The sequence below is a fragment of the Streptomyces sp. NPDC007205 genome (genome assembly GCF_040634095.1).
Lineage (GTDB): Bacteria > Actinomycetota > Actinomycetes > Streptomycetales > Streptomycetaceae > Streptomyces.
Window position 1 is genome coordinate 67137 of the sequence record NZ_JBEYEW010000008.1, and the last position, 17684, is coordinate 84820.

Consider the following 17684-nt stretch of genomic DNA (forward strand, 5'->3'; position numbering starts at 1 on the left):
CTACTTCTGGTAGATGGCCTCGACCTCGTCCGCGTAGTCCTTCGCCACCACGTTCCGCTTGAGCTTCAGCGACGGGGTGAGGTGGCCCGACTCCTCTGTGAACTGGGAGGGCAGAATGCGGAACTTCCGCACCGATTCCGCCTTCGACACCGCGGCGTTGCCGTCGTCGACCGCCGCCTGGATCGCCGCCTGCAGATCCGGGTCGTCCTTCAGCGACGCCGCGGTGGAGCCCGTCGGCTTGCCGTGCTCGGCGGCCCAACGGCCCAGGAACTCCTCGTCGATGGTGACCAGCGCGCCCACGAACGGCCGTCCGTCGCCCACCACCATGCACTCGGCGACCAGCGCGTGCGCCCGGATCCGGTCCTCGATCACCGCGGGCGCCACGTTCTTGCCGCCCGCCGTGACGATGATCTCCTTCTTCCGGCCGGTGATCCTGAGGTAGCCGTCCTCGTCCAGGGTGCCGATGTCACCGGTGTGGAACCAGCCGTCGGCCAGCGCCTCCGCGGTCGCGCCCGGGTTGTTCCAGTACTCCTTGAACAGGTGCTCGCCGTGCAGCAGCACCTCGCCGTCGTCCGCTATCCGCACCACCGAGCCCGGCAGCGGCTGGCCGACCGTGCCGATCTTCTGCCGGTCCCACGGGTTGAACGCGGTCGCCGCGCAGGACTCGGTCAGGCCGTAGCCCTCCAGCACGCTGAAGCCGATGCCCCGGAAGAAGTGGCCGAGCCGCTCACCCAGCGGGGCACCGCCGGAGATGGCGTACTCGCCCCGGCCGCCGAGGACCGCGCGCAGCCTGCTGTAGACCAGCCGGTCGAAGACCTTGTGCTTGACCTTCAGGCCGAACGACGGCCCCGACGGGCTGTCCAGCGCCTTGCTGTAGGCGATCGCGGTGTCCGCCGCCTTGTCGAAGATCGCGCCCTTGCCGTCCGCCTGCGCCTTGGCGCGGGCGGAGTTGTACACCTTCTCGAAGACCCGCGGGACACCGAGGATCAGCGTCGGCCGGTACGCGGCCAGCTCGTCCGTGAGGTTCTTGATGTCCGGGACACAGCCCAGCTTGATCGGCGCCATCATCGGCGCGATCTGCACGAGCCGCCCGAAGACGTGCGCGAGCGGGAGGAAGAGAAGGACGGAACACTCACCGGTACGGAACAGGGGGCGCAGCCGCTCCACGATGTTGCCGCACTCGGCGAAGAAGCTGCGGTGCGTGAGCACACAGCCCTTGGGGCGGCCGGTCGTACCGCTCGTATAGACGATGGTCGCCGGGTCGTCGGCGCGGGCGAGCGAGCTGCGCTCCTCGACCGTCTCGTCGGAGACGTCCTGGCCGAGCCGCCCCAGCTCCTCCACACCCCCGGCCTCGATCTGCCAGACGTGCTTGAGGGCGGGCAGCGACTCGCGCACCGACTCCACGGCCGCCGCGTGGTTGTCGAGTTCCACGATGCACGCGGTCGCGCCCGAGTCGGACAGGATCCACTGCACCTGCTCCGGCGAGCTGGTCTCGTACACCGGCACCGTGATCGCGCCCGCGCTCCAGATCGCGAAGTCCAGGAGTGTCCACTCGTACCGGGTCCGGGACATCAGGCCCACCCGGTCGCCCGGCTGCACCCCGGCGGCGATGAGGCCCTTGGCGGCGGTGTGCACCTCGGCCAGGAACTCCCGGGCCGTCACGTCCTGCCAGGCGCCGCCGGACTTGCGGGCGATGACGGCGACGTCGGGGTGCTGCGCGGCGTTTCTGCGGACGATGTCGGTCAGGTTGCCGTCCGCAGGGACCTCGTACAAAGCCGGAAGGCTGAACTCGCGCAAGACTGCTGCTCCTCATAGGGCGCCGTCGCCACGACACTGTGTGATGCGACGGTGCGGTCCAAGGCTCGGGCGAGTGCTCGGGAATTCAGCTGTTGAAAACCAGAGCACGACTGGACTGCCCGGACGTTACCCGTCGGTATGGCGTTCCCGACAGGGGGTTCCGGCGAGATGTTCGCTGCGTCACACATGTTGGCGTTCCTTCGCGCACAGTAGTCCACGCCTGAAGCGACCGGCGAGTAACCGCAGGCCGGACGACACTGCTCACGCACATACCGACACTGTTCACGCACATCCCGCAGGCCTACGCTTGATCACCATGGCATCCACACCCTCCGGCAACCGAAGGACGCGCGTGCACGTGGTCAGTGACGTGCACGGCAACGCCCGTGACCTGGCCCGGGCCGGCGAGGGTGCCGACGCCCTGATCTGTCTGGGCGACCTCGTGCTCTTCCTCGACTACGCCGACCACTCACGCGGCATCTTCCCGGACCTGTTCGGCAAGGAGAACGCCGACCGGATCGTCGAGCTGCGCACCGCCCGCCGCTTCGAGGAGGCCCGCGAGTTCGGCGCCCGCCTGTGGGCCGGCATCGGCGCCGACCGGGCCACGGCCATCGAGCGGGCGGTGCGCAAGCAGTACGCCGAGATGTTCGCCGCGTTCCCCACCCCGACGTACGCCACCTACGGCAACGTGGACATGCCGCCCCTGTGGCGGGAGTACGCCCGGCCCGGCACCACCGTCCTCGACGGCCAGCGGGTCGAGATCGGCGGCTGGACCTTCGGCTTCGTCGGCGGCGGCCTGCGGACGCCCATGCGGACGCCGTACGAGATCAGCGACGAGGAGTACGCCGCGAAGATCGAGGCGGTCGGCGACGTCGACGTGCTGTGCACGCACATTCCGCCGGAGGTGCCCGAGCTGGTCTACGACACCGTCGCCCGCCGCTTCGAACGCGGCAGCCGTGCCCTGCTGGCCGCGATCCGCCGCACGAGACCCCGCTACGCGCTCTTCGGCCACGTCCATCAGCCGCTCGCGCGCCGGATGCGGATCGGCGCGACGGAGTGCGTGAACGTGGGCCACTTCGCCGGGACGGGCCGCCCCTGGGCTCTCGAATGGTGATCGACAAGCCACGGAGGGGCGTCGGCAGGCCATGGAGGGCGATCGGCGCGACCTGGGGTGAAGGCGGCAGGTCGGCGGCGCGGTAGCCTTCACGCTGCACACACGTGCGCACGACGATCTCTGTACCGGCCCGCATCTGGAGGAGCCACGGCGATGGCGGAACACACCAGCTCGAGCATCACGATCGAGGCGGCACCGGCCGACGTCATGGGGGTGATCGCCGACTTCGCCCGCTACCCGGACTGGACGGGCGAGGTGAAGGAGGCGGAGGTCCTCAAGACCGACGACCGGGGCCGCGCCGAGCAGGTACGCCTCGTCATGGACGCGGGGGCGATCAAGGACGACCAGACGCTGGCCTACACCTGGACCGGCGACAACGAGGTCTCCTGGACCCTGGTCAAGTCCCAGATGCTGCGCTCCCTGGACGGCTCGTACGTCCTCAGGCCCAGCGGCCCCGGCGCCACCGAGGTCACCTACCTCCTGACGGTCGACGTCAAGATCCCCATGCTCGGCATGATCAAGCGCAAGGCGGAGAAGGTCATCATCGACCGCGCCCTGGCGGGCCTGAAGAAGAGGGTGGAGTCGGGGGAGAAGTAGTCACCCCGGTCCGGCACCCGCGCACGACGGTACCGTTCAGCCTCATGCGCACCATCCTGATCACGGGCCCCGGCGGCAGCGGTCGTACCACGGTCGCCGCCGCCACCGCGCTCGCCGCCGCCCGCGAGGGCACCCGCACCCTCCTCCTCGGCGCCGACCGCACCGACACCCTCGGCGCCGCACTGGGCTCCGCGACAGGACCGGCCCCCGTCGAAGCCGCGCCGAACCTCAGCACCTGGCGCCCGGACGCCGCCGAACGTTTCCGCCACGACCTCACCGCCTTCCAGACCCGCGCCGCGAACGTCCTCGACCTGCTCGGCGCCGCCCGGCTGGACGCCGAGGAGGTCACCCCGCTGCCCGGCGCCGAGGAACTGTCCTTCCTGCGCGCCCTCCGGGACGCCGCCCTCTCCGAGCGCTACGACCTCCTCGTCGTCGACCTCCCGCCCCTCCCACAGGCCCTCGCGCTGCTCGCCCTCCCCGAGGAACTGCGCCGCTACCTGCGCCGCCTGCTCCCGCCCGAGCGGCAGGCGGCCCGCGCCCTGCGCCCGGTCCTCGGCCGGCTCGCCGGTGTCCCCATGCCCGCGGACTGGCTGTACGAGACCGCGGCCCGCTGGGACGTCGAACTGGCCGCCGTCGAGGCCGTCCTCACCGACCGGGACACCGCCGTACGCCTGGTCGCCGAACCCGGCCCGGCCGGCGCCGACGCCGTACGCGCCGGCCGCCTGGGCCTCGCCCTGCGCGCCCTGCGCACCGAGGCCCTGATCGCCAACCGCGTCCTCCCCGAGGCCACCGGCGACAGCTGGTTCTCCGCCCTCCTCGCCCAGCAGCGCAAGACGCTCGCCGACTGGCAGGAGGAGCCGTACGAGGTCCACCCCGTCCCCCACCTCGGCCGCGACCCGCGCGGCACCGACGACCTCACCGCCCTCGCCCTGCCCGCCGTCAACCCGTCGCCCGCCCCGGCCGGGTGGCCCGTCGCCGACCGGATCGCCGAGGACGGCGTGCTGGTCTGGCACATTCCGCTGCCCGGTGCGATACGCGACGAGCTGGATCTGATCCGGCGCGGCGACGAACTCGTCATCACCGCGGGCCCCTTCCGCCGGCTCGTACCGCTGCCCTCGGCCCTGCGCCGCTGCACCGTCGCCGGCGCCGCCCTGCGCGAGGGCGAACTGCGCATCCGCTTCGCCCCGGACCCGGACCTGTGGCCCGCAGGCGGACGGTGAACCGGGCACGCCCGTTCGGGTAACGTCGTAAAGGCGAACCGTAGTCAGGAGTCCGCCATGAGCGAAGAGCGTCCCGTATCCGACTCGTCCGCGGAAAACGAGGAACAAGGCCGGGCGACCGACGCCGACGCCTGGGCGACGGCCTGCGCCGAGGACCTCGCCGCCGAGAAGACCCGCCGCCGCGCCGAGCACGGCCCGCAGCCGGGCTCGGCCGCCGAAGAACTGAAGAAACTCGTGGACACGGTGGCCGACAAGCTGTCCGGCCTCTCGTCACCGCTCCTCGGCGGCCTTGCCGGACCGGCGGCCCAGCAGGTCGTGCGCCAGGCCGTCCAGCAGGCCAAGGCCGCCGTCGAGCCCGTCATAGACCGCAACCCTGACGTCTTCGACCACCTGGCAGCGGCCGGCGGCGAACTGCTCGCCGCCTACCGCTCCGCCGTCCAGGCCCAGGAGCGCCGCTGGACCGCCCGCACAGCCGACGACCTCACCCGCGAGGGGCCCGACGGCCGGCGCGACCGGGGCGAGGGCACCGGCCCGGGGGAACGCATCGACCTGGACTGAAGCCCTCCCACGGCAGGGCCTCGGGTACGGTTGGCCGTAGCGGGGCTCGACCGAAACTGAGGGATTCATGGGACTCACCATCGGCGTCGACATCGGCGGCACCAAGATCGCGGCCGGCGTGGTCGACGAGGAAGGCAACATCCTCTCGACCTTCAAGGTGCCGACCCCCACCACGCCCGAGGCCATCGTGGACGCCATCGCCTCGGCGGTGGAGGGTGCGCGCGCCGGGCACGAGATCGTCGGCGTGGGCATCGGTGCGGCCGGTTACGTGAACCGGCAGCGCTCCACGGTGTACTTCGCGCCGAACATCGACTGGCGCCAGGAGCCGCTGAAGGAGAAGGTCGAGGCCCGCGTCGGCCTCCCGGTCGTGGTCGAGAACGACGCCAACGCCGCCGCCTGGGGCGAGTACAAGTTCGGCGCCGGCAAGGGCCACCGCAACGTCATCTGCATCACGCTCGGCACCGGCCTCGGCGGCGGGATCATCATCGGCAACAAGCTGCGCCGCGGCCACTTCGGCGTGGCCGCGGAGTTCGGGCACATCCGGATGGTCCCGGACGGTCTGCTGTGCGGCTGCGGCTCGCAGGGCTGCTGGGAGCAGTACGCCTCCGGCCGTGCCCTGGTCCGCTACGCCAAGCAGCGCGCCAACGCCACCCCCGAGAGCGCCGAGATCCTGCTCGGCCTCGGTGACGGCACCCCCGACGGCATCGAGGGCAAGCACATCTCCATGGCCGCCCGCCAGGGCGACCCGGTCGCCGTCGACTCCTACCGCGAGCTGGCCCGCTGGGCCGGCGCCGGCCTCGCCGACCTGGCCTCCCTCTTCGACCCCTCCGCCTTCATCGTCGGCGGCGGCCTCTCCGACGAGGGCGAGCTGGTCCTCGACCCGATCCGCAAGTCCTACAAGCGCTGGCTGGTCGGCGGCAACTGGCGCCCGGTGGCCGACGTGATCGCGGCCCAGCTCGGCAACAAGGCGGGCCTGGTGGGCGCGGCAGACCTGGCCAGGGAACCCGACCCGATCATGTGACAGTCGCTTTCGGGCTGCGGCCACTGCGCCAACCTCAGGGGCGCGGGGAACTGCGCGACCAGCCGCCCACAACCGGCGGTCGCGCACGAAACCCCGCGCCCCGAGCTATGCGGCGCCCCAACGCCGTCCGTCGTAAATTGACGGCATGGCAACCCCCCTGCTCCCCAACTCCCGCACAGAACCCGACGGTTCGCCCGTCATCCGCGTCCTGAGCTACAACATCCGCTCGATGCGCGACGACACCCGCGCCCTCGCGAGAGTGATCACCGCCTGTGCCCCGGACCTCGTCCTGATCCAGGAAGCCCCCCTCTTCTTCCGCTGGCGCAAAAAGCTCGCCCGCCTCGCCGCAGCCACCGGCCAGGTGATCCTGACCGGCGGGGCCACCGCGGCCGGACCGGCGATCCTCTGCTCGCTGCGGGCCACCGTGGAGCGGACGGAAGACGTCCTGCTGCCCCTCACTCCCGGACTGCACCGGCGCGGCTTCGCCACGGCGGTGATCCGCTTCGGCGGCGCCCGGCTGGGCGTGATCAGCTGTCATCTGAGCCTGGACGACAAGGAGCGGTACGAGCAGGCCGCGATGCTCCTGGAGCGGTTCGCCGGCCTGGGCGTGGAGCACGCCGTCGTAGGCGGAGACCTCAACGAAGGCCCTGACGGCCCCGCCTTCCGGCTGGTCTCCGCGAGCCTGCGGGACTGCCGGGCCGTGGCCCCCTGGGGCGGCGAGGAGACCTGGCCGCACAGCGAACCTCCCGAGCGCATCGACGCCGTCTTCGTGACCAAGGACATCGAGGTGCTCGGCTGCGGGGTCCCGCTGGACCAGCCGGGCGTCACCGGGGCCGATCTGGAAGCGGCCACGGACCACCTCCCGGTCCTGGCGGCACTGCGCGTACCGGTGGCCTGAGCCCCGCTTCGGCACCACTGGCCCCTCAGACCACCGCGCCCCGCCCGGGGTCGTCGTCCTCCTCGTCGTCCGTGCGCATCCGCATCACCAGCGTGGCGAAGCCGCCGAGGAAGCCGCCGATGCCGAGGGTCGTCAGCCACCAGGTCATCTCCCAGCCGAACAGCACCGCCAGCAGAAGCAGGATCGGCCCGCCGACGACACCCAGCCAGGCGAACTTCGCCGTGGTGTCGGCGGCCGGCAGCGGCGGCGGCTCCGGCGGGACGAAGTGCCCCTCGTCGTCCTCGTCGAAGTCGTCCTCGGAGGGCTCCGAAGGCGTGTAGTCGCGCGGGCCGACGCCGGGCGCGAAGGAGACCGAGCTGCCCAGCGGCCGGACCGGCGCCTTGTCGGTGTCGCCCCCGGCGTCCTGCTCCGGTTCCGGCAACGCCAGGTCCTCCACCGCCTTGAAGGGCCTGGCGCCCGGCGGATCCGGCGGCTCCTGGCCGTACCCGGCGACGATGGCACGCCAGGCGGCGTCCTCGTCGAAGGGCACCTTCTGCTCGTCCGGCTCGCGGCCCTCGCGGTCGGACTCGTGCTCAGCCAACTGTGGCCGTCCCTTCCTCGCCGAGACTGGGTGCGAGCCGGCCGATGAAGGCGAGGCTCTCCTCGAAGACCCGGTCCGCATCCTCGTCCAACGTCGCCACGTGGTAGCTGTGTTCCAGCACGGTCTCGGTCACGTCCGTGGACGACACCCGGCTCAGCACCCGGGCCGAGTCGGCCGCCGGGACCACATGGTCCTGGGCGCTGCGCAGCAGCAGCAACGGCTGGGTGACCTGGGGCAGCTCGCCGTCCAGCCGGCGCAGGAACACCCGCAGCGAGTGCGCCGCGTGCAGCGGTACCCGGTCGTAGCCCAGCTCGGCCGCGCCCTGCTTGGCGATGTCGCTGGCGATGCCCTTCGTCGTCCGCACGAGATGCCGCGCCACCGGAAGGGCGTACGCCGACAGGCCGTGCACCTTGTTCGCCGGGTTGACGAGTACGACGCCCTGCACCCGCTCGCCGTGGTGGGCCGCGAGCCTCAGCGCCAGGGCGCCGCCCATCGACAGGCCGGCGACGAACACCCGGGAGCACCGCTCGGACAGGACGCGCAGCTCGCGGTCCACCTCCGCGTACCAGTCCTGCCAGCTGGTGACCTGCATGTCCTCCCAGCGGGTGCCATGGCCGGGCAGCAGCGGCAGCGACACGGTCAGGCCGTGCGCCGCGTGGTGCTCCGCCCAGGGGCGCAGCGACTGGGGCGAGCCGGTGAAGCCGTGGCAGAGGAGGACCCCCACCTCCCCGCCCTCGTGGCGGTACGGCTCGGCTCCGGGGAGGACCGGCACCTTCGACGCTCCTGTTCCTGAAAGGGCCCCCACCGGTGGCCGGCAAAGGCGTGGGACAACGCGCGGATGTGGTTCACCGTACGCGACCGCACTGACACCGACCAGGGTCGTCGGGTCCATTGCCGGTCCTCCGGGTTAAGGTCTGTTCGACGGAAACGGGAGGCACACGGGTGTTGTACGGGACGATGAAGGTCGCCATCGGAGGGCCGCTGAAGGTCGCCTTCAGGCCCTGGGTGGAAGGCCTGGAGAACGTACCGGCCGAGGGCGCCGCCATCCTGGCGAGCAATCACCTGTCCTTCTCGGACTCGTTCTTCCTGCCCGCGGTCCTCGACCGCAAGGTCACCTTCATCGCGAAGGCCGAGTACTTCACCACCCCGGGCGTCAAGGGCAGGCTGACGGCCGCGTTCTTCAAGGGCGTCGGACAGCTCCCGGTGGACCGCTCCGGCGCCCGCGGTGCCGGCGAGGCCGCGATCAAGAGCGGCATAGAGGTGCTGGAACGCGGCGAGTTGTTCGGTATCTACCCCGAGGGCACGCGCTCGCCCGACGGCCGGCTCTACCGGGGCAAGCCCGGCGGCCTGGCACGCGTGGCGCTCGCCACCGGCGCGCCGGTCATTCCGGTGGCGATGATCGACACCGAGAAGATCCAGCCGCCCGGCAAGGTGATGCCGAAGCTGATGCGGCCCGGCATCCGCATCGGCAAGCCGCTGGACTTCAGCCGCTACCACGGCATGGAGCACGACCGCTTCGTCCTGCGCGCCCTGACCGACGAGGTCATGTACGAGATCATGAAGCTCTCCGGCCAGGAGTACGTCGACATGTACGCGACGGCGGCCAAGCGGCAGATCGCGGACGCGGCGAAGGCGGCCCGGGAAGCGGAGAAGGCCAAGGGCGCCGAGGAGAAGGACGCCGAGAAGAAGGCAGAAGGGTAAGCGGGGAGCCGGGGAGTCGGGGGAGTCGGGGGACCGGGGGACATGCCCAAGCGCGAGCGCGTCATGAGGATGTCGGTCGAGCTGCCGCTGTGGCGCGCGCTCACCGGCTACCGCGTGCTGACCATGCTGTACGCCATCGGCCTGTGCGCCACCGCGTACTCCCGCTTCGCCCGCCCCTGGGTCGCCGTCGCCTACTTCGCCGTCCTGTTCGTGTGGACCCTCGCCACCCTGCCGAGGGTGCGGAACGCGGCGAGCTGCACCAGGCGCTTCCTGGCCGCCGACCTGACCGTCGCCCTGGCCGGCATCCTGCTCACCCCGCTCGCCGACAACCACCAGAGGATCGCGGGCGGCGGCCCCACCCTGCCGTCGATATGGACCGCCGGTTCGGTGCTGGCCTTCGCCATCAAGGGCGGCTGGCGCTGGGCGGCCGGCGCCTCCACGGCCGTGGCCGTCGTCAACCTGGTCGAGCGAGGCAGCCCGGCCCGGGACACCGTGCACAACGTGATCCTGGTCTGGGTGGCCTCGATCGCCATCGGCTACGTCGTGGAGGTGGCCCGCGCCTCCGAGCGCACCCTGGCCCGCGCGCTGGAGATCGAGGCGGCGACCCGGGAGCGGGAGCGGCTGGCCCGGGACATCCACGACGGCGTGCTCCAGGTGCTGGCGATGGTGCAGCGGCGCGGGGCGGTGCTCGGCGGCGAGGCGGCCGAGCTGGGCCGGCTCGCGGGGGAGCAGGAGGTGGCCCTGCGCACGCTGGTCTCCGGCGGTCTGCTGCCGGTCTCCCGGGTGTCGGAGGACGCCTCCGCGGGAGCCGTCGTCCGCGTGGTGGAAGAGCCCGACGACGACGGCCCGCTCGACCTGCGCGCCCTGCTGGCGCCGTACGCGGGTGCCCGGGTGAGCCTCGCCGAGCCCGGTGCACCGGTCGAGCTGTCCCGGCCGGCCGCGCGGGAGCTGGCCGCCGCGGTGGGCGCCGCCCTGGACAACGTACGCAGGCACGCCGGGGCCGGGGCCCGGGCCTGGATCCTGGTCGAGGACGAGCCGGACGAGATCGTCGTGACCGTACGGGACGACGGCCCCGGCATCCCCGAAGGGCGGCTCGCCCAGGCCGAGGGGGAGGGCCGGCTCGGCGTGGCCCAGTCGATCCGGGGGCGGCTGCGCGACCTGGGCGGCAGCGCCGAACTCGTCTCCGTCCCCGGACAGGGCACGGAAGTGGAACTGAAGGTACCGAAGGGCGCCGGACGGGCGCGGGGGAAGAAGGCGGAGCGACGATGAGCGAGCAGCAGGACCCGATCAAGGTCATGGTGGTGGACGACCACCCCATGTGGCGCGACGCGGTCGCCCGGGACCTGGCCGAGTCCGGCTTCGAGGTGGTCGCCACCGCGGGCGACGGCGAGCAGGCGGTCCGCCGCGCCCGGGCCGCCGCCCCCGACGTCCTCGTGCTGGACCTCAACCTGCCCGCCAAGCCCGGTGTCCAGGTGTGCAAGGAACTGGTCGGCCACAACCCGGCGTTGCGCGTGCTGGTCCTCTCGGCGAGCGGTGAGCACGCCGACGTGCTGGAGGCCGTGAAGTCCGGTGCGACCGGCTATCTGCTGAAGTCGGCCTCCACCGAGGAACTGCTGGACGCCGTGCGCCGTACCGCCGTCGGCGACCCCGTGTTCACGCCGGGCCTCGCCGGACTGGTCCTCGGCGAGTACCGCCGGCTGGCCGCCGAGCCCGTGCCCGCCCCCGACACCGACGAGCCCGGCGCGCCCCGGCTGACGGACCGGGAGACGGAGGTACTGCGGCTGGTCGCCAAGGGCCTGAGCTACAAGCAGATCGCCGAACGCCTCGTCATCTCCCACCGCACGGTCCAGAACCATGTGCAGAACACCCTCGGCAAGCTCCAGCTGCACAACAGGGTCGAGCTGGTGCGGTACGCCATAGAGCGCGGCCTGGACGACGAGTAGCGCGCCGGAATCACTCTTCCCGCCCCTCCCGATGTGACACGGATCACCACTAACGTGACTCCCTGTCAGGAAACCGTGGCGAAGGGACATTTCCATGCGGGTCGGAGTACTGACCGGAGGCGGCGACTGCCCCGGGCTCAACGCCGTCATCCGGGCCATCGTCCGCAAGGGCGTGCAGGAGTACGGCTATGACTTCGTCGGCTTCCGGGACGGCTGGCGGGGGCCTCTGGAAGGCGACAGCGTGCGCCTCGACATCCCCGCGGTGCGCGGCATCCTGCCCCGCGGCGGCACCGTCCTCGGCTCCTCGCGCACCAATCCCCTCAAGGCGGAGAACGGCATCCGCCGCATCAAGGAGAACCTGGCCAAGCAGGAGATCGACGCCCTGATCACGATCGGCGGCGAGGACACCCTGGGGGTCGCCGCGCGGCTGTCGGACGAGTACGGCGTGCCGTGCGTCGGCGTACCCAAGACGATCGACAACGACCTGTCCGCCACCGACTACACCTTCGGCTTCGACACCGCGGTCGGCATCGCCACGGAGGCCATCGACCGCCTGCACACCACCGCCGAGTCCCATATGCGCGTGCTGGTCTGCGAGGTGATGGGCCGTCACGCCGGCTGGATCGCCCTCCACTCCGGCCTCGCCGGCGGCGCCAACGTCATCCTCATCCCCGAGCAGCGCTTCGACCTCGACCAGGTGTGCGCCTGGATCACCTCCCGGTTCAAGGCGTCGTATGCGCCGATCGTGGTCGTCGCGGAAGGCGCGATGCCGAAGGACGGGGACGCGGTCCTGAAGGACGAGTCGCTCGACTCCTTCGGGCACGTCCGCCTGTCCGGCATCGGCGAATGGCTGGCGAAGGAGATCGAGAAGCGCACCGGCAAGGAGGCCCGCACCACCGTCCTCGGGCACATCCAGCGCGGCGGCACGCCCAGCGCCTTCGACCGCTGGCTGGCCACCCGCTTCGGCCTGCACGCCATCGACTGCGTCCACGACGGCGACTTCGGCACCATGGTCGCCCTGCGCGCCACCGACATCGTCCGCGTCCCCCTCGCCGAGGCCACGGCCAAGCTGAAGACGGTGGACCCGAAGCTGTACGAGGAGGCCGGGGTGTTCTTCGGCTGACGGCGGCCCCGGGACGGCTACACGGTCGTACGGCGCAGCTGACCGACCAGTTCCCGTACGACCGTTGCCCCGTTCAGGGTCAGGACCGACTCCGGGTGGAACTGCACACCCGCGAACCCCGGGCCGCGGAGCGCGTGCACCTCACCGTTGGCTGCCCGGCTCACCTGCACGCCGTGGGCGGCCAGCTCACGGGCCGCCTCCTCGTCGCAGCGGGCGACGAAGCTGTTGTAGAAGCCGACCGTCTCCGGCCGTCCGAACAGGTCGACCGTGGTCTGCGCCCCCTGGTACGGCACCTCCTTGCGGACGATGTCCAGCCCCAGCTCGGCCGCGATCAGCTCGTGGCCGAGGCAGACCCCGAGGACGCCGTGCCGGTGACCCCGGATCACCGTGGCGGCCAGCTCGCGCAGAAAGCGCATCTTCGGGTCGGCTCCGTCGCAGGGGTCACCGGGACCGGGCCCGAGCACCACCGGCCCCTCGTGCGCGAGCACCGCCGCCCGCAGCCCCGGCTCGTCGTACCGGCGGACGCTCACCTGCAGACCGGCCGAGCGCAGTACGTGCGCCAGCATCGCGGTGAAGGTGTCCTCGGCGTCGACCACGAGGGCATGCCCGGTCAGCCCCCGCGCCGGCTCCTGCATCCGCAGCCAGAAGGGCGCGAGCGCGGCCCGGCGCCCGTCCAGCGCCGCCCGCACCCGCGGGTCGTCGGCCAGCCGGGGCCGCTGACGCTCCGCGTGCGGCCGGGACGGCCGGACCCCGAGGGCTGCCAGCACGCCCGCCGCCTTCGCGTGCGTCTCCGCGACCTCGCCCGCCGGGTCCGAGCCGCGCACCAGCGTGGCGCCGACCGGCACCCGCAGGCGTCCCTCGGCGGAGATGTCGGCGGTGCGGATGAGAATGGGGGAGTCCAGGGTCTGCGCACCCCCGGAATCCCGGCCGAGCAGGGCCAGCGCGCCCGCGTAGTAGCCCCGGCCGCCGACTTCGTGCCGCTCGATGACCCGGCACGCGTTCTGCACCGGCGCCCCGGTCACCGTCGCCGCGAACATGGTCTCCTTCAGCACCTCCCGCACATCCAGGGAGGACTTCCCGCGCAGCTCGTACTCGGTGTGCGCGAGGTGCGCCATCTCCTTCAGCCGCGGCCCGACGACGACCCCGCCCATGTCGCCGACGGTGCACATCATCTTGAGTTCCTCGTCGACGACCATCGACAGCTCCTCGATCTCCTTGCCGTCGGCGAGGAAGGAGAGCAGGTGTTCCGGGGTCGGTCCCTCGGCGGGATACCGGTACGTCCCGCTGATCGGGTTCATGACGACGGTTCCGCCCGACATCCGGACGTGCACCTCGGGGCTGGCCCCGACCAGCGTCCGGTCCCCCGTGTGCACGACGAAGGTCCAGTAGGCGCCGCGTTCGCCCTCCAGCAGCCGCCGGAACAGGGCGAGCGCGTCGGCCCGGCCGAACCCCGGGATCTCACCCTCGTACGTGCGCCGGATCACGAAGTTCGCGCCCTCGCCCCGGCCGATCTCCTCGGCCAGCACCCGGGTGACGATCTCGCCGTACGCCTCGTCGCCGACGTCGAAACCACCGCCCGCCACGCGCACCTCGTGCGCCGGCAGCTGGGACAGCGCCACGTCGAGCGGGATCTCGTACGACTCCTCGGGGGTCAGCACCAGCAGCGGGGTGCCGTCGTCGCGGACGTCGAAGCCGCGCTCGCGGATCTGCCGGAACGGGACCAGTGCGAGGCACTCACCGGGCAGGTCGGCGAGCCGGTCACGGCTTGTGACCGGGCCGAGGAGCACCTCGACCGGGTGCGCGTCGCGGCCGGGGGTGCGGCGGCGGAGCAGGGCGAAGGGGCGGTCGTCGTGCAGGAGCTGTGCCAGGTCCATGGGTTCCTCTTGCGTCGATGTCGGTGAGGAACGGCCCCGGACACACCGAAGGCCGCCCCTCGGGCGGCCTTCGCGAAGTCTGGGTACGCGCGATCAGCGGGCCGCCGGAGAAGCGGTCCACCACCAGTTCTGGATCGAAAGCGCGAACACGGCAGGAACCCTACCGCACCCGTGCCGCGTCCACGAGGCAGTCGCGGTGTCTCACCCTTCGAGCCGGAGGAGGGGGCACGCGAGACGACCCCGTAATGTTTACGAGGTGACCGTGAACGCTAAGACCAGCCCGAGCGCTGGCAACACCTGGCGAGACCTGCCCGCGGCGCAGCAGCCCGAGTACCCCGACCCCGAGGCTCTGCGCGCAGTGATCGCGGACCTCGAGTCGTATCCGCCGCTCGTCTTCGCGGGCGAGTGCGACCAGCTGCGCGCCCGGATGGCGGCTGTCGCCAAGGGAGAGGCGTTCCTCCTCCAGGGCGGCGACTGCGCCGAGGCCTTCGACGCGGTGTCCGCCGACCACATCCGCAACAAGCTCAAGACGCTGCTCCAGATGGGTGCGGTCCTCACCTACGCGGCCTCCGTGCCCGTGGTGAAGGTCGGCCGGATCGCCGGGCAGTACTCCAAGCCCCGCTCCAAGCCGACCGAGACCCGCGACGGCGTGACGCTGCCGACCTACCGCGGCGACTCCGTCAACGGCTTCGACTTCACCGAGGCCGCCCGCGTCCCGGACCCCGAGCGTCTGAAGCGGATGTACCACGCCTCCGCCTCCACGCTGAACCTGGTGCGCGCCTTCACCACCGGCGGTTACGCGGACCTGCGCCAGGTGCACGCCTGGAACCAGGACTTCGTGAAGACCTCGCCGTCGGGCCAGCGCTACGAGCAGCTCGCGCGGGAGATCGACAACGCGCTGAACTTCATGCGGGCCTGCGGCACCGACCCGGAGGAGTTCAAGACCGTCGAGTTCTTCTCCTCGCACGAGGCGCTGCTGCTGGACTACGAGTCCGCCCTCACCCGGGTCGACTCCCGCACCGGCAAGCTGTACGACGTCTCCGGGCACATGGTGTGGATCGGTGAGCGCACCCGGCAGCTGGACGGCGCGCACATCGAGTTCGCCTCGCAGATCCGCAACCCGATCGGCATCAAGCTCGGCCCGACGACGACGGCCGAGGAGGCGCTGCGCTACATCGACCGCCTCGACCCCGAGCGGGAGCCGGGCCGGCTGACCTTCATCGTCCGGATGGGCGCCGACAAGATCCGCGACAAGCTCCCCGAGCTGGTGGAGAAGGTCACGGCGTCCGGCGCGACGGTGGCCTGGGTGACCGACCCGATGCACGGCAACACGTTCGAGGCGGCCTCCGGGCACAAGACCCGCCGCTTCGACGACGTGCTCGACGAGGTCAAGGGCTTCTTCGAGGTGCACAAGGCGCTCGGCACCCACCCGGGCGGCATCCATGTGGAGCTGACCGGCGACGACGTCACCGAGTGCGTGGGCGGCGGCGACGAGATCTTCGTCGACGATCTGCACCAGCGCTACGAGACGGCCTGCGACCCGCGACTGAACCGCAGCCAGTCGCTGGACCTGGCGTTCCTGGTCGCGGAGATGTACCGGGACCAGTAGGCATCTGAAGGGGCGCGGATCACACCGGATCCGTGCCCCTTCCTCTTTTGCGGTTGCCGGGGGATGGGTAAGGTTAGGTTTGCCTCACCGATAAGGGGATGGCAGTAATACAGCGATCCCGTCGGGAGGTGAATCCGCGTGTACGTCTGCAGCTGCTTCGGCATCACCGAGGCCCAGGTCAAGCAGCACGCGCAGGACGGCGCCTGCACCCCCCGCCAGATAGCCTCCGCCTGCAAGGCGGGCACGGACTGCGGCTCCTGCGTCCGCCGGATCCAGGCCCTTCTGGGCCGGAGTGCCTGCCCGCGGCGTGACCTGGCCGACCAGGGCAAGCCGGTCCTCTCCGAGCTTCCGGAAGCCGCCTAGCTCTCCGGCTGCTCGATCAGCTGGGAGATGTACAGCGCCTCGCCGAGCTTCTCCAGCAGCTCCAGCTGGGTGTCGAGGTAGTCGATGTGGTGCTCCTCGTCGGCGAGGATGTCCTCGAAGATGTTGGCGGACGTGATGTCCCCCTTCTCGCGCATCACCTTGATCCCCCGCCTCAGCCGGTCGATCGCCTCGACCTCGATCTGCCGGTCGGCCTCGAACATCTCCCGCACCGTCTGCCCGACGCGGACGTGGAAGAGCCGCTGGTAGTTGGGCAGCCCCTCCAGGAAGAGGATCCGGTCGGTGAGCACCTCCGCGTGCTTCATCTCGTCGAACGACTCGTGCCGCGTGTACTTGGCGAGCTTCGTCCAGCCGAAGTTCTCCTGCATCTTCGCGTGCAGGAAATACTGGTTGATCGCGGTCAGCTCGCCGGTGAGCTGCTCGTTGAGGAACTCGATGACCTCGGGGTCGCCCTGCATCGCAGCGGCTCCTTCCACACGGGTTACGGGAGAGGGTGCGGCGGCATGATCGCATCGGCAACGAAGATCGTCCAGTAAGTGCGTACTTAGTAAGTACGCCCTGAGTTGTTGCTGCTTGTCCGATTCTCGGAAGGGTGGTCAAGGACACTGCCCGAGGTCTGTCAGGATGGATACATGGGTCATCCGGTGGAGCGCGAGTCTGGAGCAGCGGCAGGGTCCGAGCTCCCGCCGGGTCAGCGGCTCCAGCGCGGCTGGCCGGTCACGCACTACGGGCCCGTCCCGAAGTTCCGGCCCGAGCGCTGGGAGTTCCGGGTCTTCGGCGCCACCGCCGACGGTGACAAGCACGTCTGGAACCACGAGGAGCTCACGGCCCTGCCGTACACCACCGTGGTGGCCGATCTGCACTGCGTGACGAAGTTCAGCATGACCGGCGCGGAGTGGGGCGGGATCCCCGCCCGTACCATCCTCGAGCTGGCCCCGCCGGCGCCCGACGTCACCCACGTGATGGTGTGGGCGGAGTACGGCTTCAGCTCCAACCTCCGCCTGTCGGACTTCACCTCCGACGGCACCATCTTCGCCACCCACAAGGACGGCGAGCTGCTCACCGCCGAGCACGGCTTCCCGGTCCGGCTGATCGTGCCCCACCTGTACGCCTGGAAGGGCCCCAAGTGGGTCCGTGGCGTGGAGTACATGACCGCCGACCGCCGCGGCTTCTGGGAGGAGCGCGGCTACCACAACGTCGGCGATCCCTGGAAGGAACAGCGCTACTCCTACCAGGAGGAACCGGGCGAGGGCCCGGAACTCTGACCG

The 17684-nt window shown here is 71.2% G+C and carries 19 protein-coding genes; 13 read left to right on the forward strand and 6 right to left on the reverse strand.

Annotated features, from left to right (window positions below):
* Positions 1 to 1797, reverse strand: a complete 1797-nt coding sequence (locus tag ABZ624_RS16000; RefSeq protein WP_360088019.1) for an AMP-dependent synthetase/ligase — start codon at positions 1795 to 1797, stop codon at positions 1 to 3.
* 316 nt (positions 1798 to 2113) lie between these two features.
* Between ABZ624_RS16000 and ABZ624_RS16005 the strand changes: the two genes are divergently transcribed.
* From ABZ624_RS16005 to ABZ624_RS16030, 6 genes are all read left to right on the forward strand, one after another.
* Entirely contained in the window at positions 2114 to 2911 is a 798-nt protein-coding gene (locus ABZ624_RS16005; protein ID WP_360088022.1) for a metallophosphoesterase, read from the forward strand.
* 153 nt (positions 2912 to 3064) lie between these two features.
* Positions 3065 to 3508 (forward strand): SRPBCC family protein, encoded by a 444-nt coding sequence (locus ABZ624_RS16010; RefSeq protein ID WP_360088025.1) that lies wholly within the window; start codon positions 3065 to 3067, stop codon positions 3506 to 3508.
* Between the two features lie 44 nt (positions 3509 to 3552).
* On the forward strand, positions 3553 to 4728 hold the full coding sequence (locus tag ABZ624_RS16015) for an ArsA-related P-loop ATPase (protein WP_360088028.1): 1176 nt from the start codon (positions 3553 to 3555) through the stop codon (positions 4726 to 4728).
* Positions 4729 to 4785: 57 nt separating this feature from the next.
* Positions 4786 to 5286, forward strand: a complete 501-nt coding sequence (locus ABZ624_RS16020; protein ID WP_360088031.1) for a DUF5304 domain-containing protein — start codon at positions 4786 to 4788, stop codon at positions 5284 to 5286.
* Positions 5287 to 5353: 67 nt separating this feature from the next.
* Positions 5354 to 6307, forward strand: coding sequence for an ROK family glucokinase (locus ABZ624_RS16025; protein WP_360088034.1), 954 nt, complete (start codon positions 5354 to 5356; stop codon positions 6305 to 6307).
* 145 nt (positions 6308 to 6452) lie between these two features.
* Positions 6453 to 7205 carry an endonuclease/exonuclease/phosphatase family protein gene (locus ABZ624_RS16030; RefSeq protein ID WP_360088037.1) on the forward strand — a complete coding sequence of 251 codons (753 nt, stop codon included), beginning with the start codon at positions 6453 to 6455 and terminating at the stop codon, positions 7203 to 7205.
* 25 nt (positions 7206 to 7230) lie between these two features.
* Here ABZ624_RS16030 and ABZ624_RS16035 read toward each other — a convergent pair whose 3' ends face one another.
* Both ABZ624_RS16035 and ABZ624_RS16040 read right to left on the reverse strand, forming a co-directional pair.
* Positions 7231 to 7785 (reverse strand): hypothetical protein, encoded by a 555-nt coding sequence (locus tag ABZ624_RS16035; RefSeq protein ID WP_360088040.1) that lies wholly within the window; start codon positions 7783 to 7785, stop codon positions 7231 to 7233.
* Positions 7778 to 8557, reverse strand: a complete 780-nt coding sequence (locus ABZ624_RS16040) for an alpha/beta fold hydrolase (RefSeq protein WP_360088043.1) — start codon at positions 8555 to 8557, stop codon at positions 7778 to 7780. Before ABZ624_RS16040 ends, ABZ624_RS16035 begins: the two co-directional genes overlap by 8 nt.
* A gap of 173 nt (positions 8558 to 8730) precedes the next feature.
* Here ABZ624_RS16040 and ABZ624_RS16045 point away from each other — a divergent pair, with 173 nt between their 5' ends.
* The 4 genes from ABZ624_RS16045 (at position 8731) to ABZ624_RS16060 (ending at position 12552) form a co-directional block, all read left to right on the forward strand.
* Positions 8731 to 9486 (forward strand): lysophospholipid acyltransferase family protein, encoded by a 756-nt coding sequence (locus ABZ624_RS16045; protein ID WP_360088584.1) that lies wholly within the window; start codon positions 8731 to 8733, stop codon positions 9484 to 9486.
* Positions 9487 to 9528: 42 nt separating this feature from the next.
* Positions 9529 to 10755 carry a DUF5931 domain-containing protein gene (locus ABZ624_RS16050; RefSeq protein WP_360088046.1) on the forward strand — a complete coding sequence of 409 codons (1227 nt, stop codon included), beginning with the start codon at positions 9529 to 9531 and terminating at the stop codon, positions 10753 to 10755.
* Positions 10752 to 11429, forward strand: a complete 678-nt coding sequence (locus ABZ624_RS16055) for a response regulator transcription factor (protein ID WP_360088049.1) — start codon at positions 10752 to 10754, stop codon at positions 11427 to 11429. The genes ABZ624_RS16050 and ABZ624_RS16055 overlap by 4 nt, the downstream gene beginning before the upstream one ends.
* A 94-nt stretch (positions 11430 to 11523) precedes the next feature.
* Positions 11524 to 12552, forward strand: a complete 1029-nt coding sequence (locus ABZ624_RS16060; protein WP_360088052.1) for a 6-phosphofructokinase — start codon at positions 11524 to 11526, stop codon at positions 12550 to 12552.
* Between the two features lie 17 nt (positions 12553 to 12569).
* Here the strand turns inward: ABZ624_RS16060 and ABZ624_RS16065 are convergent, their stop codons facing one another.
* Positions 12570 to 14426 carry a chorismate-binding protein gene (locus tag ABZ624_RS16065; protein ID WP_360088055.1) on the reverse strand — a complete coding sequence of 619 codons (1857 nt, stop codon included), beginning with the start codon at positions 14424 to 14426 and terminating at the stop codon, positions 12570 to 12572.
* A 93-nt stretch (positions 14427 to 14519) separates the two neighbouring features.
* Positions 14520 to 14576 (reverse strand): trp operon leader peptide, encoded by a 57-nt coding sequence (locus ABZ624_RS16070; RefSeq protein ID WP_107440922.1) that lies wholly within the window; start codon positions 14574 to 14576, stop codon positions 14520 to 14522.
* A 106-nt stretch (positions 14577 to 14682) separates the two neighbouring features.
* Between ABZ624_RS16070 and ABZ624_RS16075 the strand changes: the two genes are divergently transcribed.
* Together ABZ624_RS16075 and ABZ624_RS16080 are read left to right on the forward strand one after the other, a co-directional pair.
* The gene (locus ABZ624_RS16075; RefSeq protein ID WP_360088058.1) at positions 14683 to 16035 is read left to right on the forward strand and encodes a class II 3-deoxy-7-phosphoheptulonate synthase; all 1353 of its coding nucleotides are present in this window, start codon (positions 14683 to 14685) and stop codon (positions 16033 to 16035) included.
* Positions 16036 to 16173: 138 nt separating this feature from the next.
* Entirely contained in the window at positions 16174 to 16398 is a 225-nt protein-coding gene (locus ABZ624_RS16080) for a (2Fe-2S)-binding protein (protein ID WP_360088061.1), read from the forward strand.
* Here the strand turns inward: ABZ624_RS16080 and bfr are convergent.
* On the reverse strand, positions 16395 to 16874 hold the full coding sequence (gene bfr, locus ABZ624_RS16085) for a bacterioferritin (RefSeq protein WP_360088064.1): 480 nt from the start codon (positions 16872 to 16874) through the stop codon (positions 16395 to 16397). The genes ABZ624_RS16080 and bfr overlap by 4 nt on opposite strands.
* A gap of 174 nt (positions 16875 to 17048) precedes the next feature.
* On the opposite strand from bfr, the gene ABZ624_RS16090 reads away from it, so the two are divergent.
* Positions 17049 to 17681 carry a sulfite oxidase-like oxidoreductase gene (locus ABZ624_RS16090; RefSeq protein WP_360088067.1) on the forward strand — a complete coding sequence of 211 codons (633 nt, stop codon included), beginning with the start codon at positions 17049 to 17051 and terminating at the stop codon, positions 17679 to 17681.
* Positions 17682 to 17684 lie beyond the last annotated feature (3 nt).